This is a genomic window from Kitasatospora humi (assembly GCF_020907985.1).
Taxonomy (GTDB): domain Bacteria; phylum Actinomycetota; class Actinomycetes; order Streptomycetales; family Streptomycetaceae; genus Kitasatospora; species Kitasatospora humi.
In genome coordinates, this window is sequence record NZ_JAJJPA010000018.1 from 1 (window position 1) to 22,990 (window position 22,990).

General features: G+C 75.2%; 16 protein-coding genes, 1 tRNA gene and 2 pseudogenes. 10 read left to right on the plus strand and 9 right to left on the minus strand.

Annotation, left to right across the window (positions count from 1 at the left end):
- Positions 1–315 precede the first annotated feature (315 nt).
- Together LN042_RS18475 and LN042_RS18480 are read right to left on the minus strand one after the other, a co-directional pair.
- Positions 316–1,617 (minus strand): annotated as a pseudogene (locus tag LN042_RS18475) (PP2C family protein-serine/threonine phosphatase); the annotation flags it as partial.
- A gap of 190 nt (positions 1,618–1,807) precedes the next feature.
- Positions 1,808–3,103: an NAD(P)/FAD-dependent oxidoreductase gene (locus LN042_RS18480; RefSeq protein WP_230052360.1), complete on the minus strand. Its 1,296-nt coding sequence runs from the start codon at positions 3,101–3,103 to the stop codon at positions 1,808–1,810.
- A gap of 313 nt (positions 3,104–3,416) precedes the next feature.
- Here LN042_RS18480 and LN042_RS18485 point away from each other — a divergent pair, with 313 nt between their 5' ends.
- Positions 3,417–4,208, plus strand: a complete 792-nt coding sequence (locus LN042_RS18485; RefSeq protein WP_230052361.1) for a TetR/AcrR family transcriptional regulator — start codon at positions 3,417–3,419, stop codon at positions 4,206–4,208.
- A gap of 270 nt (positions 4,209–4,478) precedes the next feature.
- Positions 4,479–6,842 carry a sigma-70 family RNA polymerase sigma factor gene (locus tag LN042_RS18490; RefSeq protein WP_230052362.1) on the plus strand — a complete coding sequence of 788 codons (2,364 nt, stop codon included), beginning with the start codon at positions 4,479–4,481 and terminating at the stop codon, positions 6,840–6,842.
- Positions 6,843–6,868: 26 nt separating this feature from the next.
- Here the strand turns inward: LN042_RS18490 and LN042_RS18495 are convergent, their stop codons facing one another.
- The 3 genes and pseudogenes from LN042_RS18495 to LN042_RS18505 form a co-directional block, all read right to left on the minus strand.
- Positions 6,869–7,564: a DsbA family oxidoreductase gene (locus tag LN042_RS18495; RefSeq protein WP_230052363.1), complete on the minus strand. Its 696-nt coding sequence runs from the start codon at positions 7,562–7,564 to the stop codon at positions 6,869–6,871.
- A 91-nt stretch (positions 7,565–7,655) separates the two neighbouring features.
- Positions 7,656–7,863: pseudogene (locus LN042_RS18500) on the minus strand (winged helix-turn-helix transcriptional regulator); the annotation flags it as partial.
- Between the two features lie 228 nt (positions 7,864–8,091).
- The gene (locus LN042_RS18505; protein ID WP_230052364.1) at positions 8,092–9,012 is read right to left on the minus strand and encodes an AraC family transcriptional regulator; all 921 of its coding nucleotides are present in this window, start codon (positions 9,010–9,012) and stop codon (positions 8,092–8,094) included.
- 100 nt (positions 9,013–9,112) lie between these two features.
- Between LN042_RS18505 and LN042_RS18510 the strand changes: the two genes are divergently transcribed.
- Positions 9,113–10,030: an MBL fold metallo-hydrolase gene (locus tag LN042_RS18510; RefSeq protein WP_230052365.1), complete on the plus strand. Its 918-nt coding sequence runs from the start codon at positions 9,113–9,115 to the stop codon at positions 10,028–10,030.
- Between the two features lie 109 nt (positions 10,031–10,139).
- Here LN042_RS18510 and LN042_RS18515 read toward each other — a convergent pair whose 3' ends face one another.
- Together LN042_RS18515 and LN042_RS18520 are read right to left on the minus strand one after the other, a co-directional pair.
- Positions 10,140–10,802: a response regulator gene (locus LN042_RS18515; RefSeq protein WP_230052366.1), complete on the minus strand. Its 663-nt coding sequence runs from the start codon at positions 10,800–10,802 to the stop codon at positions 10,140–10,142.
- A complete protein-coding gene (locus LN042_RS18520; protein WP_230052367.1) occupies positions 10,799–11,956 on the minus strand; it encodes a sensor histidine kinase in 1,158 nt (385 codons plus the stop codon). Before LN042_RS18520 ends, LN042_RS18515 begins: the two co-directional genes overlap by 4 nt.
- 159 nt (positions 11,957–12,115) lie before the next feature.
- Here LN042_RS18520 and LN042_RS18525 point away from each other — a divergent pair, with 159 nt between their 5' ends.
- Positions 12,116–12,847: an ABC transporter ATP-binding protein gene (locus LN042_RS18525; RefSeq protein WP_230052368.1), complete on the plus strand. Its 732-nt coding sequence runs from the start codon at positions 12,116–12,118 to the stop codon at positions 12,845–12,847.
- On the plus strand, positions 12,844–13,824 hold the full coding sequence (locus tag LN042_RS18530; protein WP_230052369.1) for an ABC-2 membrane transporter-related protein: 981 nt from the start codon (positions 12,844–12,846) through the stop codon (positions 13,822–13,824). Before LN042_RS18525 ends, LN042_RS18530 begins: the two co-directional genes overlap by 4 nt.
- Positions 13,825–13,831: 7 nt before the next feature.
- Here the strand turns inward: LN042_RS18530 and LN042_RS18535 are convergent, their stop codons facing one another.
- On the minus strand, positions 13,832–14,335 hold the full coding sequence (locus LN042_RS18535) for a universal stress protein (RefSeq protein WP_230052370.1): 504 nt from the start codon (positions 14,333–14,335) through the stop codon (positions 13,832–13,834).
- 257 nt (positions 14,336–14,592) lie between these two features.
- A complete protein-coding gene (locus LN042_RS18540) occupies positions 14,593–16,788 on the minus strand; it encodes an asparagine synthase-related protein (protein ID WP_230052371.1) in 2,196 nt (731 codons plus the stop codon).
- An 859-nt stretch (positions 16,789–17,647) separates the two neighbouring features.
- Here LN042_RS18540 and LN042_RS18545 point away from each other — a divergent pair.
- The 5 genes from LN042_RS18545 to LN042_RS18565 all read left to right on the plus strand — a co-directional run bounded on the left by LN042_RS18545 (position 17,648) and on the right by LN042_RS18565 (position 22,753).
- Positions 17,648–19,156 carry an NsdA family TPR-like regulatory protein gene (locus LN042_RS18545; RefSeq protein WP_230052372.1) on the plus strand — a complete coding sequence of 503 codons (1,509 nt, stop codon included), beginning with the start codon at positions 17,648–17,650 and terminating at the stop codon, positions 19,154–19,156.
- A gap of 62 nt (positions 19,157–19,218) precedes the next feature.
- Positions 19,219–20,460 (plus strand): L-2-hydroxyglutarate dehydrogenase, encoded by a 1,242-nt coding sequence (gene lhgD / locus LN042_RS18550; protein WP_230052373.1) that lies wholly within the window; start codon positions 19,219–19,221, stop codon positions 20,458–20,460.
- 46 nt (positions 20,461–20,506) lie between these two features.
- A complete protein-coding gene (trmB, locus tag LN042_RS18555; protein ID WP_230052374.1) occupies positions 20,507–21,352 on the plus strand; it encodes a tRNA (guanosine(46)-N7)-methyltransferase TrmB in 846 nt (281 codons plus the stop codon).
- Between the two features lie 300 nt (positions 21,353–21,652).
- Positions 21,653–21,726 (plus strand) — tRNA-Met (locus tag LN042_RS18560).
- A 202-nt stretch (positions 21,727–21,928) separates the two neighbouring features.
- A complete protein-coding gene (locus LN042_RS18565) occupies positions 21,929–22,753 on the plus strand; it encodes a hypothetical protein (RefSeq protein ID WP_230052375.1) in 825 nt (274 codons plus the stop codon).
- Positions 22,754–22,990 lie beyond the last annotated feature (237 nt).

The following is a 22,990-nucleotide window of genomic DNA, read 5'->3' on the forward strand; positions in this document are numbered from 1 at the left end:
CCGGACCTGACGGGCCGTCCGACGTGTTGAACTTTAGCCCAGCCCCGCTCCGAAAAGCGAATCCGGCCTCACTCCCCAGAATTACCGGCACAACAAAACGAGCCCGCCCGGAAACGCACGAAAGAATGTGCGCGCCGAAGCCGACGATCGTACTGAGGGTGGTGTTTCAAGGAAGTGGCTGCACTCGGGACCGTCCGCACAGAGCTCGCGTCCGGTGCTCCCTGACAGGCAGCTCGAAGAACACTAGACCTCTTCGAGCTCCGAGTCAACCGCCGATGTCAGGCACGGCTGCCCGGCCTCGTCGGCGCCGTCGGTCGGCAGTTGGAAGGCGAGCACGGCCACGTCGTCGTCGTGGTCGGCCGTCACTCCCATGGCCCGCAGCAGCCGGGCGCAGACCACCTCGGGTGACCCGACGGCGCCGGCCAGCGTCCGGGAGAGCCGGCCCAGGCCCTGGTCGATGTCCTGGTCCCGGCGTTCGACCAGGCCGTCGGTGTAGAGGACTCCGGTGGTGCCGGGGAGCAGGCGCAGCGTGTGCGAGGTGTGGCTGCCGTCGCCGGTGCCGAGCGGCGGGCCGTTCTGCTGCTCGCCCTGGAGCACGGCACCGCCGGGTGTGCGCAGCATCAGCGGCAGGTGGCCGGCCGAGGCGTAGGTGAGGATGGAGCCTTGGTCGCGGCCGGAAGCCGGGGGCGGCTCGTAGACGGCGTAGACGCAGGTGGCGATCTGGTTGGCGTCGATCTCCATGGCGATGCCGTCGAGCAGCGTCATCACCTGGTGGGGTGGCAGGTCCAGGCGTGCGTAGGCGCGCACCGCGGTGCGCAGCTGTCCCATCACGGCGGCGGCGCGCAGCCCGCGGCCCATCACGTCGCCGATCACCAGGGCGGTGCGCCCGGCGGGCAGGCTGATCACGTCGTACCAGTCGCCGCCGACCGCGGCTTCGGCGCCGCCGGGTCGGTAGGTGGCGGCGACCCGCAGGTCGGCGGGCTGCTCCAGCTCCTGCGGCAGCAGGCTGTGCTGCAGGGTGACGGCCGCTTCGCGCTGCTTGCGCTCGGCCTCCCGCAGTCGGGTGGCGATGGCGACCTGGTCGGTGACCTCGGCGGCGTAGACCAGCACGCCGACGGCGGGCCGGGCGTGGCCGTCCTTGGTGCAGCCCCTCCCCCAGCCTCCGGCCGGGGGTGCCCCCATGGCGGTGTGCAGCGGCACGCAGGACACGTTGAAGCAGTGGCGGCGGTCGGCGGTGCTGCGGGCCTTGACGCTGCGCCCGCGCCCGCTGCGCAGCACCTGGTCGAGGAGCGGGAGCAGGCCGAGTTCGGCGAGCTCGGGCAGGGCTTCGTCGGCGGGCGCGCCGTTGGGACGGGTGCCGAAGAGCTCGCGGTAGGCGTCGTTGGCGTAGCCGAGGCGGTGCCGGCTGCCGTAGGTGATCACTACGGGGGCGGGCAGCCGGCCGAGCACGTCGCGCAGGTCGTAGAGCTCGTGCAGGTCGAGTAGCTGATCGGGTCCGGGCACGCCGGACGGGCCGAGCGGGTCGCGCGGCCCGGGGAGGGCGACCTGGTCGTCCTTGGGCGGTGCGACGCGCCACGGCGCTCCGGTGAGCCGCGCACTCCAGCGCATGAGGTTCAACCGATCGTCGCTTTCCTCGGGGCTCCCGCCGGTCCGGACTCCGCCGGGGGCCACTCGGTCACGTCACGGTTCGTACTGGTTTCCGTACTGGCCGTGATGGGGTGTCACCCAGATCCTGTCAGGTGGAGGCCTGGTTCCGGAAGTCGTACGTGTGTTGGTCGTGTTGTACGGCACGTCCGTCGACCGCCGTTCAAGGCACCCGTGGGCCGGATGCGAACAGCCCGCCCAGCAGCCAGTCGGCGAGGATCCGCACCCGCCGCTCGGCGCTCGGTACCTGGCGCAGTGTGCGTGCGCGGTGCACCAGCCGGGCGCGGCGGCCGGTGAGGCGGCGCCCCCCGGCGTGCGCGACGGCGTTGCGCGGCCCGAGCGACGCGGAGGCGTCGCCGGGTTCGGGGTGGTAGGCCTCGGGCACCGCCCCGGTCCGGGTGGCCAGCAGGTTGCCCGCCAGCAGCTCGGCCTGCGCCAGGGCGTGCTGGGCGCCCCGCCGGCAGTGGCCGCCCGGTGCGGCGGGCACGGCCGCGCAGTCACCCGCGGCCCAGGCGCCGGGCAGCGGCCCGCCGTCGGGGCCGACCACCTGGAGGGTGTCCAGGCAGTGCACCCGGCCGTCGGCGGTGAGCGGCAGATCGGTGGCGGCGAGCAGCGGGGCGGGCCGCACCCCCGCCGTCCAGACCAGGGTGCGGGCGGCGAACTTGGTGCCGTCGGAGAGCACCAGCAGGCCTTCCTCGGCGGATTCCAGGGTGGTGCCGAGCCGGATGTCGACGTTCCGGTCGCGCAGTTGCTCGAGGGCCGACTCGGCGAGTTCGGGGTCGGCTTCGGCGAGGATCCCGTCGCCGGGCTCGACCAGCACCCAACGCAGGTCCTCCGACTGGATGTTGGGGTAGTCGCGGAGCACCCGCCGGACCAGGTCGGCCAGTTCGGCGAGGGCGCTGACGCCGCCGTATCCCGCCCCCACGAAGACGAAGGTCAGGGCGGCGTGCCTCAGTTCGACGTCCCGGGTGGTGGAGGCCAGGTCCAGTTGTTCGAGCACCCGGGCGCGCAGGGCGACCGCCTCGCCGACCGTCTCGAAGCCCAGGCCGTGCTCGGCGAGCCCGGGGATCGGCGGCCGCCGGGAGCACGCGCCCACCGCCAGGATCAGTTCGTCGTACGGGAGTTCGACTTCGATGCCGCCCTGCGGCGCCAGCCAGGCGAGTCGACGCGCGTGGTCGATCCGGGAGGTCCGCGCGGCCAGCACCCGGCAGTCGGGCAGTGCCCCACGCAGCGGCACCACCACGTGCCGGGGGTCGACGGCGCCGGCGGCCACCTCGGCGAGCAGCGGACGGCACGTCAGATAGGGTGCGGCCTCGACCAGGGTGATCTCCGCCCGGCCGGACCGCAGGTCCTGCTGGAGTTCCCGCTGGAGCCGCTGGGCGCTGGCGAGCCCGGCACAGCCGCCGCCCACGATCAGGATCCGGATGGTGCCACCCCCTGTCGATGTGACCTGGTTCACGCAACCATGACGCCCCGGCCAGGGGGCTCTTGTCCACACTCCGGACCGGATTGCCCCCGTTGCCGCAGTGTCAACCGTCACCCCGGGTGGTGAATCCATTACGGCCTGATTTACCGTTGGCCGACCAGCCCGACTGTCCCACGCTGAAACGGGGAAGGGTAGTCCGCGGAGGATCCCTACCCGGATGAGGTGCGGGCCGTGCGGGTCCGGCGCGGGGGCCGGGTGCTGGGGCCGGACCCGTGGGCAGGTCACGGGCGGCTGCGACGACTACGCGCTAGGAGCCCGAAACAGGCTCCCCGGGGGAGGGTTGGGGATGATGGATCAGGATCAGTTGCTCGGCGAGCCGGCGATGCCGCAGGCCGGATCGCACACCGTACCGGAGCAGCGCACACCGGAGCCGGTGCCGGTGCCGGCACCGACCGGGGTGCCGCCCCGCGCCGACGAGCGGCGGGCCACCCGGCTGCGGGTGGACGCGCGGCGCAACCTGGAGAGCGTGCTGCGTGCGGCCCGCGAGGTCTTCGGTGAACTCGGTTACGACGCACCGATGGAGGAGGTCGCCCGGCGGGCCGGTGTCGGGGTCGGCACGGTCTACCGGCGGTTCCCGAGCAAGGAGGTGCTGGTCCAGCGGATCGCCGCCGAGGAGGTGGCCTGGCTCACCGCCCGGGCACGTGAGGCGCTCTACGGGTCGGCCGGTCCTTGGGAGGCACTGGCCGGGTACCTGGCCACCGCGGTCGGCACCGGCGCGGGCCGGCTGCTGCCGCCCGAGGCGTTCGGCTACGCCGAGGAGTTGGCCCGGGTGCCCGAGCAGCGGCCCTCGCCGGACGGCTACGGGTACGACCACCCGAGCACCGAGGAGCAGCCCGGTTCGCCCTCCGGTGCGCCGCACGCGGACCCGCGGCTGCTGCTGCAGCTGCTGGCCGCGCTGGTGGCCAGGGCCGCGGCGGCCGGTGAACTCCGGCCCGGCATCACGGTGTCGGAGATCGTGCTGGTGTTGACCGCCGCGGTGCCGCCGGCGATCGGGCGGGCCGTGGAGCCGCCGGGTGCGGGTGCCGACCCCGGCGAACGGCTGCTGCGGATCCTGCTGGACGGACTGCGGGCGGCCTGACCGGCGCGCCTGCTCGTCGGCACCCACCGGCGGTGCCATGCTGTGCGGCGCGCGTGTCGACCTGCGCGTGCCGCGGCGTGTTCGGCGTCGGTCCGGTGCGGATCGGCTTGCGCCGGGGCGCGGCTCGGCCGCTGTTCGGGCGCTCCCTCCAAAGGGGGCATCGGGTCGTTGACGGCTACCGGCGTCATCGCCGCTATGCCATCCTTTGCCCGTGGTTGGAGCCATTGTCCCGGTGCGCGGCGTTGTCGGCGGTACGTCGGCACGCGGCCGGTGGCACGTCCGACGGCCGAGCGCGCCCCCGACGTGCGCCTGGCAGGGCGGCACGCCACCGGACGGGACTGGTGCGGGCGGATCGGGCGAGGCGAGTTGATGAGTGCCGAGGAGCAGAACGAGCGCAACGCCGATCCCGGCGCCCAGGCACCGGCCGGCCAGGTGCCCGAGCAGAGCGGCGCCCCGGTCCGGGAGTCGCTCGCCCAGTCCGCCGACGACCCCACGTCGACCGGCCCGACCACGGACGGACCGCAGGCCCAACCCCGGGTGCCCGGCCAGGCGGTGGCCGGGCAGGGCGGGGTGATGCCGGAGGCGTTCGTGGCGCACCGGCCGGGCGGCCCGGCCGACCTGGCCGCCACGGAGCTCGAAGTCACCGTCCCGTTCGGCATGGTGCCGCCGCCGGCCGACCCGGTGGACGGCGACCGGCCGCCCTCCGACGCCGAGTTGACCGCCCTGGTCCGGGCCGGCGACGACTCCGCCTACGAGGAGCTCTACCGCCGCCACGTCGAGGCGGTGCGCCGCTACGCGCGCGGCTGCTGCCGGGACAGCTTCACCGCCGAGGACCTGGCCGGCGAGGTCTTCGCCCGCACCCTGCAGGCGCTGAAGGCCGGCAAGGGCCCGCAGTTCGCCGTCCGCGCCTACCTGCTCACCGCGGTGCGCAATGTGGCCGCCGCCTGGGGCCGCACCGGGCAGCGCGAGCAACTGGTCGACGACTTCGATGCGTTCGAGCAGTCCGCCACCGGTGCGGCCATCGACTTCGACCTGGCCGATCCGGGCGCCGACGCCTGGGCGATGGCGATGGCCGACCGCCGCATGGTGATGCGGGCGTTCGTCGAACTGCCCGAGGACGACCGGCTGCTGCTCTGGCACACCGAGGTCGAGCAGGAGTCGCCGAAGACGGTCGCCGTGCTGCTCGGCAAGACCGCCAACGCCACGGCGGTGCAGGCGCACCGGGCCCGCTCGCGGCTGGCCGCCGCCTTCCTGCAGGCGCACGTCTCCGGCAGCCCGCAGCAGGGCTGCGAGGAGTACGCCAACCGGCTCGGCCAGTACGCCCGGGGGGCGTTGCGAAAGCGGGCCGCGACCGAGGTCGGCACCCACCTGCGCGACTGCGAGAAGTGCACCGCCGCGCTGCTGGAGCTGGTGGACATCAACCACGCGCTGCGGCTGGTGCTGCCCGGCGGTGTGCTGGTGTGGCTCGGGGCGGGCGCGTTCTCGGCGGTCGCCGCGGCGTTCGGTGCCGGTGCGGTGGCCGGTGGGGCGGCCGCCGGTGGGGCGGCCACGGCTGCGAGCGCGGCGGCCGGTAGCGCGGCGGGGGCCGGTGGGGCCGCTGGGACAGCAGGGGCGAGTGCGGTTGGTGGTCTCGCCGGTGCCGGTGGTGCCGCCGGTGCCGCCGGTGCTGGTGGTGCCTCAGGTGGCAGTGGAGCCGCGACGGGCGCGGTCGGCGAGGGGCTGGGCGTCGCGGTCAAGGCGGGCATCGTGGCCGCCGCCGCGGTCGCCGCCGCGACCGCCGTCGTCTTCGCGCTCTCCGGCTCCCAGGCGCCCAAGCCGGCCGCCGCCGCGCCCGTCCAGCCCGCCGTCGCCCCGGCCGGCCCGGCGCCGGGCGCTCCCGCGCCGCCGGCTCCCAGGCCCACGCCCCCTGCCCCGACACCGGTGCCCGTCCCGCCGCAGCCGGCGCCCACGCACGCCCAGCCCCCGGCGCCCGAGCCGACCACCGCCGCGCCCACCCCGACCAGAGCCCTGCCGCCGCCGGCCCCCGGCGTCCCGGTGCCCACCACCCCGCCGCCGCCCGCGCCCAGCGGCGCGCCTCCGGCAGCGCCCACCCCGGTGCCGCCCACCCACGCGCCGACCCCGACTCCGACCCCGACTCCGACCCCGACTCCGACACCCACCCCGAGCCCGGTCACACCGCCGCCGCCCCCGCCGACCAGCTTCTGGGTGGACACCCTGCCGTTCTCCACGCCGGGCCGGCGGTCGCCCGGCCCGAGCATCGACGGCGACGGGAGCGGCTGGCTGCTGCAGCGCAGCCTCCTGGTGATCGGCGGGACGCCCCACGAGCGGGGCCTGTCGATGCACGCCCCGGACACCGTGACCATCGACCTCAACCGGGCCTGCTCGGCGTATGACGCGGTCGTCGGCCTGGACGACCTGACGTTGTCACCGCAGGAGTTCCGGTTCAGCGTGCGGGACGGCGACGGCACGCCGCTGTGGAGCTCGCCCGCGCTGCGGGTCGGGCAGCCGGCCGTGCCGGTGCACCTGCCGCTGGCCGGCCTGCGCCGGGTCCAGCTGGTGGTGACGCCGCAGGACGACGGCGGCTGGTCCGCGGCCAACCTGGCGGACTGGGCGGACGCGCGGTTCACCTGCTGACGTCCGCCCACCCCGCGGGTCCGCGCTCAGATCGCGCAGGCACCGTCGGCGCAGGCCTCGCCCTCCGCCGGCCCCGCGGGGCCGGTCCCCGTAGTGCCCGTCTCGGTGGCGACCTGCTGGAGCACCTCGAGGAACGTCTCGGTCTCCTGGCCGCCCTGCACCGCCCACGTGCCCTCGAAGACGAAGGTCGGCACGGCGCTGATCCCCAGCTGCCGGCCCTCGACCAGCTGCGCCCGCACCTCGGCCGCGCCCTCGTCGCCGGCCAGGTACTCGGTCACCCGCGCCCGGTCCAGGCCGGCCGCCACCGCCACCTCGGTGAGCGCGGCCCGGTCGCCGACGTCCACCCCGTCCGAGAAGTGGGCCTTGAGCAGCGCCTCCTTGAGTTCGCCCTGCACCTCGGCGCCGTACTCGGTCCCGGCCAGGTGCAGCAGCCGGTGGCCGAGGAAGGTGTTGGCGTGCAGCGCGGCGTCGAAGTCGAAGTCGATGCCCTCGGCCTTGCCCAGTTCGGCCACCCGGTCGTCCATCGCACGGGACTGCGGGCCGTAGCGCTCGGCCAGCCAGGCGCGGTGCGGACTGGCGGTCGCCGGGGCGTCCGGCACCAGCTGGTACGGGCGGTAGACCACCTCCACCTCTCCGCCGAACCGGGCCACCGCCCGGTCGAAGCGGCGCTTGCCGATGTAGCACCAGGGGCAGGCGATGTCCGAGTAGATCTCGACCTTCATGACGGGGGTGACTCCTGTGGGGGGCGGTCCTGCGGATGAACGTGAAGATTCAACCAATATGTCCGACCCCGTTATTCCTGACGGCTTCCAGGTCGGTCAGCTGGTACTCGACCTGGGGCGGCACGGTCGGGTTACACGGTCCGCGCCACCAGCCCGTCGCGCTCCAAGCGGCGCACTGTCAGCGTGAGCATCCGCTGGCTGATCCCCCCGGGAAGCACGCGCTGGAGCTCGCGGAACCGGCGCACGCCGCGGCTGAGCTCCACCATCACCTGGACCGACCACTTGTCGCCGATCCGGTCCTGCGCAACGGCCGCTACCCCGCCGGGCTCGCCCTGGCCATCGCCGGCGCTTCCCCAGCCGCCGGCCGGGAGCGCCCCCGCATCGACGGCGTGCTCCGCACCCCGCTGGACCGCGGCACGCCGCCGGTCACCAGGGAAACGCGGGCCCGAACGGCCGCGCCGTCCCAGGGGGTGACGGTGGCTTCCGTCGTGTTCGTCCTCGCGTCTCCGCCGCGCCCCGGCACGTCCTCACGATTCTCGTGCCACCGCTGCCCGGTAGCGGCCCGGGGTGGTCCCGAACTCGCGGTTGAAGGCGTGGGAGAAGGCATAAGGGGTGCCGTAGCCGACCCGGCGGGCGATGGCGGCCAGCGGGTCCCCGGTGTCGCGCAGCAGGGTGGCCGCGGAGGTGAGCCGCCACCAGGTGAGGTAGCCCATCGGGGGGCGGCCGACCAGAGCGGTGAACCGCCGGGCGAGAGTGGGGCGGGACACTCCCACCTCGGCGGCCAGCCGGTCATTGGTCCAGGGCGCGGCCGGGTCCGAGTGCAGCGCCCTCAGGGCGGCGGCGGCCACCGGATCACCCAGGACGCCCGGCCACGCTCCGGTCGTGCTCTCGGCCATCCAGGAGCGGATCATGTAGACCAGGAGGAGGTCGAGCAGACTCGGAACGGCGACGCAGGAGCCCGGTCGCTGCTCGCCCACCTCCCGGCCCAGCAAGTCGATCGCCGTCCGGAGTTCCGGATGGCTGCCGACCCGGCTGGGGAGGTGGACGACCTGCGGCAGCTCCGCCAGCAGCGGATGCACCCGGCTTCGGTCGAGCCGGTACTTGCCGCAGAGCAGCTCCACCTCGCCGGCATCCGGCCGGGCCGGACGCGGGGTGCTCCCGTCGAGCCAGCGCTCGAACGGCACCGCCCGCTCGACGGCGGCCCCGTCGGCGTCGGCGTCCGCGAGCACATGACCCGCTCCGTGCGGCAGCAGCACCGCGTCCCCGGTACCGAGCGGGAGCACCGCGCCGCCGTCGGTCAGCAGCCGGCAGCCGCCCTTCAGCACCACATGGAACCCCGCCCCCTCGTACGGGGCCAGCCGGGTGCACCAACTCCCGCCGATCCGCACCCGGTTGGATGAGGGCTGCCCGATGCGCACGGCCGATATCGCGTCGCTCACCACGTCCATCGGGTCAGGGTAGCCGGGAGCTCAAGAGTGAGAGCCATGCGTATCCCGGTGAGCTGCCAGGGCATTGAGAGCATCAGCACCCCTCCCTAGGCTCGGTTCCATGAACAGCGAGAGCGTGCAGCGCATGATGCTGGGGGACGTCGAGGCGATTCGCGTCGTCGAGTGGCAGGGGGCGTACATGAGCGCCCGTGAGCTGGTCCCGGACTTCCCGGCGGAGCAGTGGGAGGACAACGAGGGCTGGCTGGCGCCGGACCACTGGGAACCGGAGAGCGACCGGGCGGTCCTGGCGCTGCAGACCTGGGTGCTGCGCAGCGGCGGGCGGACCGTCCTGGTCGACACCGCGGTGGGCAACGGGCGCGAGCGCCCCGGCTCGCCGGCGTTCCACCACTGGCAGGGCGACTTCCTCGGGCGACTGGCCCAGGCCGGCGTCCGCCCCAAGGACGTGGACGTGGTCGTCAACACCCACCTCCACGTCGACCACGTCGGCTGGAACACCATGGACGTGGCGGGAGAGTGGGTGCCGACCTTCCCCAATGCCCAGTACCTGCTGCCGGCCGCGGACGACTTCCACTTCGGTCCGGACAACGCGTACGCGAACGGGCGGCGCGAGGACGACCGGCTGATCTACCAGGACAGCATCGCCCCCGTCCACCGGGCCGGGCAGGTCGTGCTGTGGGACGGCAGCCACCGGATCGACGAGCACCTCAGCCTCGAGTCGGCACCCGGTCACACGCCCGGCTCGTCCGTGCTGCGGCTGGAGTCCGGAGGCGACCGGGCGGTGTTCGTCGGCGATCTGCTGCACAGCCCGGTGCAGATCCTCGCCCCCTCCTGCAGCAGCTGCCTCTGCCTGGATCCGGCCGGCGCGGCGGTCAGTCGCCGGCGAGTCCTCGAACGTGCGGCCGAACTGGGGGAGTTGGTCATCCCCGCGCACCTCGGTGGCACCGGCGCCGTCGAGGTCCGGCGGGCGGGCGGCGGGCTGGCCCTCGGGCAGTGGGCGACCTGGGCGGCGGCGGAGTAGCGGCTGCGGCTCCGGCTGCGGAGTAGCGGCTGCGGCTGCGGCTGCGGCTGCTGGTCGACCCCGGCTCAACGTCAGGGAGCCTACTGGGGCCGGCCCCCGGTCCCTGCGCTCACCCGTTCGCCGACACCAGCCCCGCCTCGTAGGCCGCGATGACCAGGTGCACCCGGTCCCGGGCGCCCAGCTTGGTCAGCAGGCGCGCCACATGGGTCTTGGCGGTCGCCGGGCCGATGTGGAGCCGCTCGGCGACCTCGCTGTTGGACAGGCCCCTGCCGACCAGGGTGAGGACCTCGCGTTCGCGGTCGGTGATGCCGTCCAGGTGTCGGCGGGGCTTGGCGGGAGCGGTGGCACGGGTGGCGAAGTCGGCGATCAGGCGGCGGGTGACGCTGGGGGCGATCAGGGCGTCACCGGCGGCGACCACGCGGATGGCGGCGATGATGTCGAGCAGCGCCATGTCCTTGACCAGGAACCCGCTGGCGCCGGCCCGCAGCGAGGCGTAGACGTTGTCGTCCTCGTCGAAGGTGGTGAGCATCAGGACGCGCGGTGCCGTGGCGTTCGCGGTGATCGCACGGGTGGCTTCGATGCCGTCCATGACCGGCATCCGGATGTCCATCACCACGACGTCGGGCTGGAGTCGGGCAGCCAGCCGGACGGCCTCGGCTCCGCTGCCGGCCTCCCCCACGACGGCGAGGTCGGGCAGGTTGGTGATGACCATGCTGAGCCCGGCGCGCACCAGCTCCTGGTCGTCTGCCAGCAGCACCCGGGTGGCGGTCATACCGGCAGCTCCACCGCGACCCGGAAACCGCCCTCGGGCCCGGCGCCCGCGCTGAACCGGCCGCCCAGCAGGGCGACCCGCTCGCGCATGCCGGAGATGCCGAAGCCGGAGCCCGCCGCGCCGGAGCGCCGCGCCCCGTGCCCGTCGTCGGTGATCTCGATGGCCAACTCCTGCTCCCCGTAAGCCACTCGGACCCGGCAGTGCCTGGCCCCGGAGTGGCGCACGGTGTTGGTGACCGACTCCTGGATGATCCGGAAGGCGGCGACGTCGACCTCGGGGGGCAACGGTCGGACCCGGCCCTCCCGGTGCACCCGGACCCGCACCCCGGCGTCCGCCGTCGTTTCGGCCAGCCGGTCGAGCGCCTCCAGGCCCACGGCCACGGCGACGCCTGACCGGTCCTCGTCGGCCCGGCGCAGCGAGACCAGCATCCGCCGCAGCCCGGCCAGGGTTTCGCGACTGGTGGCCTCGATGGCACCGAGTGCCTTGCGCGCGTCGGCCGGCTGGGTGTCCAGGACCAGCCCGGCCGCACCCGCCTGGACCGCGATGACGCCCATGCTGTGCGCCACCATGTCGTGCAACTCCCGGGCGATCCGCAGCCGTTCGGCAGTCAGCGCGTGGCAGCGCAAGGCCTCGCCGTAATCCCGTTGCCGGCGGATCGAGTTGCCGACCAGCCAGGCGATGGCGACCGCAGCGGCCAACGCCGACAGCATGCTGACCAGGTCGCTCAGCACCTCCTGCCCATGGTTCAGTGCCACCCATTGGCAGACCCAGACGGCCAGTTCGGCACCGGCGGCCGCCAGGGCGGCGCGGCGCGGCCGGGTGGCCGCCAGGTAACCGACCAGGACGGACAGCACCAGGAAGAACGGCCAGGTCCGCATCCCCGGCACCGCGACCGCGCACGACTCGGCCAGCAGCACCCCGAAGACCGGCAGCGGCCACCGGCGGGCCCAGCCGACCGGAAGCGCCAGTGCGGCCGCCAGTACCGCCCGGGCCGGGAGGACCGCGACGACCGACTGGTGCGACGGCGGGCCGAACGGCCCCGGCCGACCGGTCGTGGTGACGAACAGCAGCAGCGCGAACAGCCCGGCGGCGCACCAGGTCAATGCCGACCAGACGTACGGCGGCAGTCGCCTCAGCCACGGGGGTCGCGGCATCGCTTGATCCACCCGGCGATCGTAGCCAGCCACCCCACCCGCGTCGTCCCCCCGGGGGCGTACGCCCCGCGGGCTACCGGTGTCCGCCACCGGCCGGACGCGGTACGGGCCCGGTCCGGGACACCGTGGGGGCACCGACCCGACGCACGAGGAGAGCGCGTGACCGCCGTCTTGCGGGCCCAGGGACTGGGCAAGAGGTACAAACAGCGCTGGGCCCTGGCGGACTGCCGCCTGGAGATCCCGGCCGGCCGCGTCGTCGGCCTGGTCGGCCCCAACGGAGCCGGGAAGTCCACCCTGCTGAACCTGGCCGCCGGGATGCTGACGCCGACGACGGGCACGATCGAGGTGTGCGGCGGCCGCCCGGGTGACGGCGCGGCACAGTTGGCCAAGGTCGGCTTCGTCGCCCAGGACACCCCGACCTACGCCGGGCTCAGCATCGAGGACCACTTCCGGCTCGGCGCCCGGCTCAACCCCGGCTGGGACGACCGCCTGGCCCGTGACCGGATCCGCCGGCTCGGACTGGACCCGGCCCAGCGGGCCGGGAGCCTGTCGGGCGGCCAACGCGCCCAGCTGGCCCTCACCCTGGGGGTCGCCAAGTGCCCCGAGTTGCTGCTCCTGGACGAACCGGTGGCCGCCCTCGACCCGCTGGCCCGCAGCAGGTTCCTCGACGACCTGACGGAGGCCGCCGCCGAGCTGGAGTTGAGCGTGGTGCTCTCCTCCCACCTGGTCGCCGACCTGGAGCGGGCCTGCGACCACCTCGTCGTGCTGGTCGGCTCCCGGGTCCGAATGGCCGGGGACATCGACGAGTTGCTCACCGCCGGGCAGCAACTCACCGGCCGCCGACCCACCTTGGAAGACCTGGTGCTGACCGCCCTGGAGGAGACCCGATGACCTGGCTGACCTGGCGCCAGTTCCGCGCCCAAGCCGCCTGGGTCTTCGGCGGCGTCGCCGTCTTCGCGGCCGTGCTCGCCGCCACCGGCCCCCGGCTGGCCGAGCTGCACCGGACGGCGGGGGACCAGTTCTTCCAGCTGCTGAGCAGCAGCTACGACGACCTGTACCTGCTGGGCGCCCTGCTGGTGCGCGCCGTGCCGGCCGTCATCGGCGTCTTCTGGGGAGCGCCGCTGGTGGCCCGGGAGTTGGAGACGGGCACGCACCGGCTGGTGTGGAACCAGTCGGTCACCCGGACCCGCTGGCTGGCCGCCAAACTCGGGCTGGTCGGCCTGGCCGCGGTGGCCGCCACCGGGCTGCTCACGCTCGCGACGTCCTGGTGGTGCGTCCCGATCGACCAGGCCATCGCCCACGGCGGCGACGCGCCGGGCTTCCCCGATCGGCTCTCCCGCATGATCTTCGACTCGCGCGGTGTCGTGCCGGTGGGCTGGGCCGCGCTGGCCTTCACCCTGGGCGTGGCGGTCGGGATCGTGCTGCGCCGGACGGTGCCCGCGATGGCGGCCACGCTCGCCGGGTTGGCGGTGGCCGAGGGCGTGATGTCGATCCTCGTCCGGCCGATGCTGATCGCACCCGACAAGGTCACCGTGCCGATCACCGCCGACAACCTGCAGGGGCTGCGCAACGGCGCGCTGTCCGTGGACTTCGACCGGCACAGCGCCTGGGTGGTCGCCGAGCGGACCCTGGACGCCGCCGGCCAACCCGTCCCGCTGCCACCCGCGTTCACCAACTGCATGCAGTCCGGCGGCGATCCGAATGTCTGCGGCGCTGTGCTGGGCAAGCTCGGCTACCGGCAGGAGACCACCTTCCATCCCGCCGGCCACTTCTGGCCGCTGCAGTGGGCCGAGACCGGGCTGCTCCTCGCCCTGGCGCTGCTCATCGCCGCGCTGTGCTTGAGGTGGGTCCGCCGGCAGCCGGCCTGACCGCCGGTCACCCCGGCGGCGCCGGGACGATCAGCACCGGGCAGGCGGCGTGGTGGGCGGCCGCCGAGCTGACCGAGCCCAGCAGGAGCCGGCTGAACCCGCCGTTGCCCCGGGCACCCACCACCAGGGTGTGCTGACCGACGGCGGCGGTGAGCAGCACCTCGATCACCTGGCCGCAGGCGACGTGCACCGAGCACGGACCGGTGAACGGGAGCTGCCGGGCCCGCCGCACGGCGTGGACCGCGCGGCACAGCCCGTCGGCCAGGCTCCCGCTGAGCTGCTCGGTGCTGTGCCGCAGCACGTCGGTCAGGCCCACCGGGTGGCCGTCACCCTGCGCCGGGTCGACCACGCCGATGACGTAGAGCGGCACGCCGTGCAGCTGCGCCTCGGTCATCGCGCGGTCCAGGGCCCAGAGCGAGCCGTCCGAGCCGTCGCAGGCCGCCAGCACCCCGGGCGGATGCGGCGGGGTGGGCAGCGCGGTGCTGACCGGAAGCTCGTCAACGGTGGTCACGGGCACCTCCTCGGCTGACAGCGCCATGATCGGTGAGCCACCCGTCCGCCGGAAGGCGCCGCGCCGTCGGCCCGCCACCGGCCGCTCAGCCCACCCGCACCCCCGCCAGGGCCCGCCACAGGGCGCTCCGCCCCAACAGCCGCCATGCCGACGCAGCCACCCACCGGACGCTCAGCCCACCCGCACCCCCGCCAGGGCCCGCCACAGGGCGCTCCGCCCCAACAGCCGCCATGCCGACGCAGCCACCCACCGGACGCTCAGCCCACCCGCACCCCCGCCAGGGCCCGCCGCTGCGGCACCGGCAGGCCGGTCCAGCAGGCGCCGCCCCGCCGGGCTTCGAAGCGCCGCAGCCACAGCTCCACCGCCACCAGGTCGGCCAGCCCGTCCAGCGCGCCCGGCGGCACCTCGCCGTACGGGTCGGCGGCGGCACCCAGCGCCCGGCGCACCGCGGGCAGGTCGATCAGCCCGGCCTCGGCGAGCAGCGGCGCCCGGAACAGGTCGGCCAGCGCGTCGCCGGCCCGGCGCAGGCCGAGCCGGGCGGCGGCGGCCCGGTCGGGGCGCGGCGCCCGGCCCCAGTCGGGCGGCAGGTCGACGCGGCCCGCCCCGGCGAGCACGGTGCGCAGCAGGGCGTGCCGGGCGCCGGGTTGCAACCGCAGGTCGGCGGGGAGCAGCCGGGCGGCGCGGACCACCCGGTTGTCGAAGAACGGCGCGTGCACCCGCTGCCCGTGCCGCTCGGCGACCTGCACCAGGGTGCGGTAGTTGGCCGCGTGGTGGTGCAGCGCCAGCTTGGCCCGGTGCGCGCCGGGGGCCAGCAGCGGCTCGGGCCCCCGGGCGGCGAGCCGCAGCCGCAGGGCCACGGCGGCGAGCGCGTCGTCGGAGAGCCAGCGGGCGGCGGGGCCCGGCACCAGCCAGGCGAGGTCGGCGGCCGAGTGGGCGCCCATGGTCTGGCGCACGCCGGGGCCGGTCGTGCCGCGCCGGGTGGTCAGTTGGACGGCGGCGTCGTCCAACGCCTCGGCCCAGCGGGCCCGGGCCAGCCTGCGCGCTGCCCGCAGCACCGTGACGGGGGTGCGCAGGGCACCGCTCAGGGTGCCGGTGAGCGCCCGGTCGGCGCCCGCCAACGCGGCCACCGGCGGCAGCAGTTCGCGCGGGCGGCCGTCCCGGAGCAGGTCGGCCAGCCGGGCCGGGTGGCCGTCCAGCACCTGGCGGGCGCCGTGGCCCGTGAGATGGTCGGTGCCGCCCGCGGCGAGCCGGGCGGCGGCGGCGCCGCCGGTGACCAGGGCCCGCCCGGGGGCGTCGGGGAGCGGGCCGGCCAGCGGGTCGTCGGACAGTTCGGCGTACGGGAGTTGGCTCGGGCCGGTGGGGAGCACGGTGTGCCGCAGCCGGGGGCGGCCGGTGTCGTGCGGCGGCTCGGGGGCCGGGCGCGGCGACTCGTGCGAGGTGACGGCGGCGAGCAGTTCGGGGGTCGGCGGTTCCCCCTCCGGGGCGTCGTCGCGGGCCCAGGAGCCCTTGGTGGCGCCGGTCCGGCGGACCTGGGCCGGCACGCCGACGGCCGGCGGAGCGGCGGCAGGTGCGGCAGGGGCGGCAGGGGCGGCGCTGATCGGCACGGCGGCGGCGAGCAGGGCGACGGCGGTGGCGGCGGTGCCGTAGGAGAGGTCGGCGCCGATCCGGGGGCGGCCGCTGCCGGGGCCGCCGGGTGCCTGGCGGACCCGGGAGCGGACTGCTTCAAGCAGGCTGCGGGTCAACTCCCGCACTGCCGCCGCCTCGCCGTCGGGGGACGGGCCGGTGCCGGCGGTGCCCTCCTCGTCGTAGCCCTTCACCTGGGGTCTGCCGCCGCGGATCGCCAGGGTGTGGCCGGGCGGCACCCGGTGCACGCCGGTGTAGGGGGTGCTGGTGCCGAGCGCCTCGGCGGACTCGGGGCAGGCGAGCGCGGCGGCCAGGTGACCGGTGTCCACGCCGGCGCCGACCAGGTCGGCCAGCGGCAGCCCGGCGGTGGCGTAGGCGGTGCCGCCGCACCAGGGGGTGTGGAAGACGGGTTGCAGGCCGGCCAGGTCGGTGACCAGCAGGGTGGAGCGGGTGCCCAGGCGCAGCACGGCGGTGTAGCTGCCGGCCCAGCCGGTGAGGTGGCGCACCGCGCCACCGCGGGCGGCGGCCAGCCCGGCGGCCAACTCCTGGTCGGCGGCGCCGCAGTGGCCGAGCACCAGCAGCCGGGCGGTGGCCTCGGTGTCGGCGCTGAGGTCGGCCGGGCCGGTGACCGGCTGCGGGGCGCGGTCGCCGGGCCGGTGCACGAACTGGCGGATCTCCTCCGGGCGCCAGTCGCCCACCGCCCACAGCGGGTCGGGGCCGGTCCACAGCGCGCGGGCGGCTATCGGGCGCACGGTGGCGAGGGCGGCGAGCGCCTCCTGCACGGTCTGGTCGAACGGACGCCGGGCGGCGAGCAGCCGGCCCTGCGACACGCCACCGCTCCATCCCGCAAGCCACCGCATCGTGCCTCCACCCGGAACCCCGTGGTCGTACCGGCCCGGTGCGGGCCAGGGACATCGTCCCACTGCGGGCGCCCGGGCGCGGGGTCGGCCGGGCCGGGTGGTTCCGGTGCCGGGCGGGCGGATCCGGACGCGGGATTGGGGCGCCGCGCGGGCGAATCCGGACGCGGGATTGGGGCGCCGCGCGGGCGAATCCGGACGCGGGGTTGGGGTGCCGCGCGACCCGGGGCTCCCCCTCCCTGCCCCGGACCGCGCGGCGCGGACGGCGCTGCCGGGTTCCACCCGGTGGCTGGCCGCCCGAGCTCGTTGTGGGGGCGGGCGCCGCGCGTCCGATCCGCGGCGCCCGGCCGCGTACCGCTCCAATCGCGTCATGGCCATGGCGAAATGGCCGAAAGTAGCGCAAGCCCGGGAGGGCATCCGCATGCCCTCCCGAGCCTCGGCCACCGCCCGCGGGGAACTGAGGCAGCGGCATCCCCCGGCCCGCCGGGTCCTCGACGGCGGGCCGACCCACTGCCCCCAAGCGAACTGCCGGGGCGCCGGTGGAGCCAGGGGGCACAGGTGGGCGCACGTCAACACATGACCGGAGCACGGCACCGCCCCTGACGTAACGTCAGCACGGAGCGGCGCACCGCCGGCGAACCACCGCTCCCGCCGCCGCAGCCGCCTCCGCCCCGCGCCACCCCCGCACGCCAGGAGGTGCGCTCCCGGCGCGGCACCCCGGGGCGCACGATCCCGCCATCCGGAATACCTCCCCTTAACCCTGGGAACGCGGCCGACTACGCTAGGTGCCACCGCATCGGGCCGCCGCGCACACCCACAGGGGGGCCGTCGCATGAGCACCACCTCACGAGGACCGAACGAGCGGCTCGGCGCCCTGCTGACCCAGGCCCAGATGAGCAACGCCGGCCTGGCCCGCCGGGTCAACGACCTCGGCGCGCAACGCGGCCTGACCCTGCGCTACGACAAGACCTCGGTGGCCCGCTGGGTGAGCAAGGGCATGGTTCCGCAGGGCCCGGTGCCGCACCTGATCGCCACCGCGATCGGCGGCAAACTGGGGCGGCCGGTGCCGCTGGAGGAGATCGGCCTGGGCGGCACCGACCCGGCCCCGGAGCTCGGTCTGGCCTTTCCGCGCGAGGTGGCCGACGCGGTCCGCTCGGCCACCGACCTGTGGCGGGTGGACCTGGAGCTGCGCCGGGGCGCCGGCGGCGGGCGCTGGAGCGACGCACTGGCCGGCACCTTCTCCGCCGCCGCCTACACCACCCCGGTCTCCCGCTGGCTGATCAACCCGGCGGACGGCTCGGTGGCCCGCGGCGAGCCGACCGACGCAAGCCCCGGCGGCCCGGCGGCGCCCCCGGCCGGCGCGGGCGCCTCCCAGCCTCCTCCGGCCCCGGGCCGGGGGAACCCCCAGGGCAGGGGGCGCCGGGGGCGGGTCGGCCAGGCGGACGCCGCCAAGCTGCGCGAGGCGGCCCAGGAGGCCCGCCGCTGGGACTCCAAGTACGGTGGCGGGGACTGGCGTTCGTCCATGGTCCCGGAGTGCCTGCGGCAGGAGGCCACGCCGCTGCTGCTGGCCTCCTACAGTGACGCGGTGGGCCGGGCCCTGTTCGGCGCGACCGCTGAACTCACCAGACTGGCAGGCTGGATGGCCTTCGACACCGGCCAGCACGAGGCCGCCCAGCGCTACTACATCCAGGCGCTGCGGTTGGCCCGCGCTGCGGCCGACGTGCCGCTGGGCGGCTACGTCCTGGCCTCGATGAGCCTGCAGGCCGGCTACCGGGGCTTCGCCGAGGAGGCGGTCGACCTGGCCCAGGCCGCCCTGGAGCGCAACCGCGGCGTGGCCACCAACCGCACGATGAGCTTCTTCCACCTGGTGGAGGCCCGGGCCCAGGCGAAGGGCGTCAACGCGGCGGCGTGCGGCACGGCGCTCGCCGCCGCCGAGAGCGCGCTGGAGCGTTCGCGCCCCGGCGATCCCGACCCGGCCTGGCTCGACTTCTACGCCTACGACCGGCTGGCCGCCGACGCCGCCGAGTGCTTCCGCGATCTCGGCATGCCCGCCAAGGTCCGCCAGTTCACCCTGGAGGCGCTGGCCCAGCCGACCGAGGGTTTCGTCCGCTCCCACGGCCTGCGGCTGGTGGTCTCCGCGATGGCCGAGGCCGAGGCCGGCAACCTGGACGCGGCGGTGGCCGCCGGCGAGCGGGCGGTCGAGGTGGCCGGCCGGATCTCCTCCCAGCGCAGCCGGGAGTACCTGTGGGAACTGGTGCGCAGGCTGGAGCAGTTCCAGGGCGAGCAGCAGGTGCGCGAGCTCACCGAGCGCGCCCGTCTGGTGCTGGCCGCGCCCGTCTGAACACCCGCCCCAGCCGCCGCTACCGGCTGACACGGCGGCACCCGCCGTGTCACCATCGCACGATGGCGGACGACCTCTACGACGTCCTGGTGGTGGGCGGCGGCATCGTGGGCCTCTCGACGGCCCGGGCCCTGCTGGAGCAACGGCCCGAACTGCGGGTCGCGGTGCTGGAGAAGGAGCCGGAGCTCGCCACGCACCAGACCGGGCGCAACAGCGGCGTGATCCACAGCGGCATCTACTACCGGCCCGGCTCGCTCAAGGCCCGGTTCGCGGTGGCGGGCGCCGCCGCGATGGTGCGGTTCTGCCAGGAGCACGGGCTGCCGCACGAGGTGACCGGCAAGGCGATCGTGGCCACCGTGCCCGCCGAACTGCCCCGCCTCGCGGCGCTGGCCGAACGCGGCCGGGCCAACGGGCTGGAGGTCGTGGAGCTGCCGCCGGCCCGGCTGCGGGAGCGCGAGCCGGCGGTCGCCGGGCTGCGGGCGCTCTGGGTGCCGTCCACCGGCATCTGCGACTTCGCCGAGGTGGCCCGCTGCTACGCCCGACTGGCCGGCGAGCGCGGCGCCGAAGTGCTCACCGGCCGCGAGGTGCTGGGCATCGAGCGGCGGGCCGACACGGTGGCGGTGCGCACCGCCGACGGCGCCGAACTGCGCTGCGCCGTGCTGGTCAACTGCGCGGGCCTGCACAGCGACCGGATCGCCGAGCTGGCCGGGGACGAACCGGGCGTGCGGATCGTCCCGTTCCGCGGCGAGTACTACGAACTGGTGCCGCACCGCCGCGGGCTGGTCCGCAACCTGGTCTACCCCGTGCCCGACCCGGCCTTCCCTTTCCTGGGCGTGCACCTGACCCGGGGCGTCCACGGCGAGGTGCACATCGGCCCGAACGCGGTGCCCGCGCTGGCCCGCGAGGGCTACGACTGGGGCACGGTGCGGCTCGCCGACCTCGGCGAGACGCTGCGCTTCCCGGGCAGCCGGCGCCTGGCCCGCCGGCACTGGCGCCAGGAGCTGGGCGAGCTGCACCGTTCGCTCAGCAAGGGCGCCTTCCTGCGGGCGGTGCGCCGGCTGCTGCCCTCGGTGGACTCCCCCGACCTGGTGCCGGCCGCGGCGGGCGTGCGGGCCCAGGCGGTCGCCCCGGACGGCTCGCTGCTGGACGACTTCGCGTTCGCCGGCTTCGACCCCGCCGATCCGCGCTCCCCGCGCCGCACCGTGCACGTGCTCAACGCGCCGTCACCCGCCGCCACCGCGTCGCTGCCGATCGGCGCCGAGGTGGCCCGGCGGGCCCTGGCCGCCCTCGCCGCCGGTGGCTGATCCGGGCCCTGGTGATTCCGCCGACCCCCGTAAACTCGACCGCATTGTGACTGCGACTGCCCCCTCTCCCCAGGTCCCCGCCGAGATCCCCGGCCAGCGCCCCTCCGAGCGGCTCTCCGCGGCCCCGGCCGGCTACCCGGCGCCGATGTACCCGCACAAGGCCACCGAGGCCCAGCACCGCGAGCGGCGGATCCGCACCTTCCAGCCGCGCCGCGGCCGGATGACCCAGGTGCAGGCCGGCGCGCTGGACCGGCACTGGGAGCGCTGGGGCGTCGCGATCGACGGCACGCCCCTGGACCTCACCGAGCTCTTCGGCGGCCTGCCGGTCACCCTGGAGATCGGCTTCGGCATGGGCGAGACCACCGCCGCGATGGCCGCCGCCGACCCGGAGATGGGCATCCTGGCCGCCGACGTGCACACCCCCGGCCACGGCGCCCTGCTCAACCTGCTGGAGCAGAACGGCTCGCAGAACGTCCGGCTGGCCGCCGGCGACGCGATCATCCTGATCCGCGACATGCTGCCGGACGCCTCGCTGGCCGGGCTGCGGGTCTACTTCGCCGACCCCTGGCCCAAGCCCAAGCACCACAAGCGCCGGCTGGTCCAGCACGGCTTCCTCGACCTGGTGCTGCCCCGCCTGGCCCCCGGCGCGCTGGTGCACTGCGCCACCGACTGGGAGCACTACGCCGAGCAGATGGTGGACGTGCTCTCGGCCCGGCCGGAACTGGTCAACCTGCACCCGGAGGGCGACGGCTCGTCCTGGCTGGAGGACCGCGGGGACGGCAGCGTGCCCGGCTACGCGCCGCGGCCCGAGTGGCGCCCGGTGACCAAGTTCGAGCGGGCCGGCCTGGCCAAGGGCCACGTGGTGCACGACCTGCTGTTCCGCAAGCTCTGACCGCCCGTTCCGGCGGACTCCGACGGCCCGTTCCGGCGAGCTCCGACGACGGCCCGTTCCGGCGGCTCTGCTGCCAGGCGGGCACGACCACTGCGCGGGGCCCGATCCTGCCGGCCACCCTGCTGCCGCTGCGACGCCGCCGAGCAGGGCGCGCGGCGGATCACCGCCGCGGGCCCGCGCCGCACGCACCTCGGATGCCTCCCGTACAGCCGGTCCGAGCTGCGCGGATTCCGTGGCAGGTGGGCGCCCCACAACCGATTTCCCTTCCGCGACGTCATCGCGTACTGTTGTGTTCACCGACGCGGGGTGGAGCAGCTCGGTAGCTCGCTGGGCTCATAACCCAGAGGTCGCAGGTTCAAATCCTGTCCCCGCTACTCAGTAGCACGAAGGCCCGGTGGAGATTCTCCACCGGGCCTTCGGCATTCCCGGCGCCACGGTCCCACGGCCCCACGAGCCGCGTTCACGGCATTCAAGGCTCGAAGAGTGGAACCAAAACGCGCTGATCTTGGTGATAGCTTCTCGTGAGCTTTCGCCCGGCACCGACCGGCCGGGTACGTCCCGCGAGAAGGACAGAACGTGCGAATCTCCCGTACCTTCGGGGTCACCCTTTCCTGCGCCGCGATCGCGCTGGCCGCCACCGCCTGCGGTTCGAGCGCCAAGAGTTCCGACGCGGCCGCCGCGGCCGGCGCCGCCGCGCCCGCCGCGGCGAACTCCGGCGCGGCCTCGGGCGCGCCCGCCGCCGACGCGTCGGCCGCACCCGACCTGTCGACGATGACCGCCGACCAGATCCTCAAGGCGTCCGAGACCGCGCTGACCGGCGCCCAGGCCGTCAAGATCGACATGACGATCGCCGGCGCCACCGGCGACCAGCGGATCAAGCTGGCCACCGACAGCCGCAGCGGCTGCACCGGCAACGTCTCGATGCCGGGCCAGGGCTCGGCCGACGTGATCCAGGACAAGTCGAAGACCACCTACCTCAAGCCCGACGACACCTACTGGAAGACCCTCGGCGGCGCCAAGGCCGTGGTGGCCCTCCACGGCAAGTGGCTCAGCGGACCGCCCACCGACCCGACCATGGCCGGCATGGTGGGCTTCTGCGACCTCAAGGCACTCAGCTCCCAGATGGACGACGGCAGCGAGAAGCCCACCAAGGGGCAGGCCACCACGCTGAACGGCCAGCCGGCCCAGACGCTGCAGGAGGTCGCCTCGGACGGCACCAAGTCCACCCTCTGGGTGGCCACCAAGGGCAAGCCGTACCCGCTGCAGGCCACCGGCGGCAACGGCACCGGCGGCACCGACAAGATCACGCTGACCGACTACGACGTGCCGGTCACCGTCACCGCGCCGCCGGCCGACCAGGTCATCTCGGCCGCCCAGCTGAAGGCGCTCGCCGGCCACTGAACCGGCCGCCGAACCGGTGACCGAACCGACCGCCGAACCGGTGACCGAACCGACCGCCCTCCCTGCCGCCGAGCCGGACGCGCCACCGGACGCGCCACCGGACGCGGAGCGGCTGCGGTGGTCGGTTCCGCCAATCGGCTCCGATAATCCGTTGCCTCCGGCGGCACCGTCTGCCTATCGTGGCGGCGAACACGGAAAGGAGGTGATCCTGAGTTGAGTACCAAGACGACTGCGCTT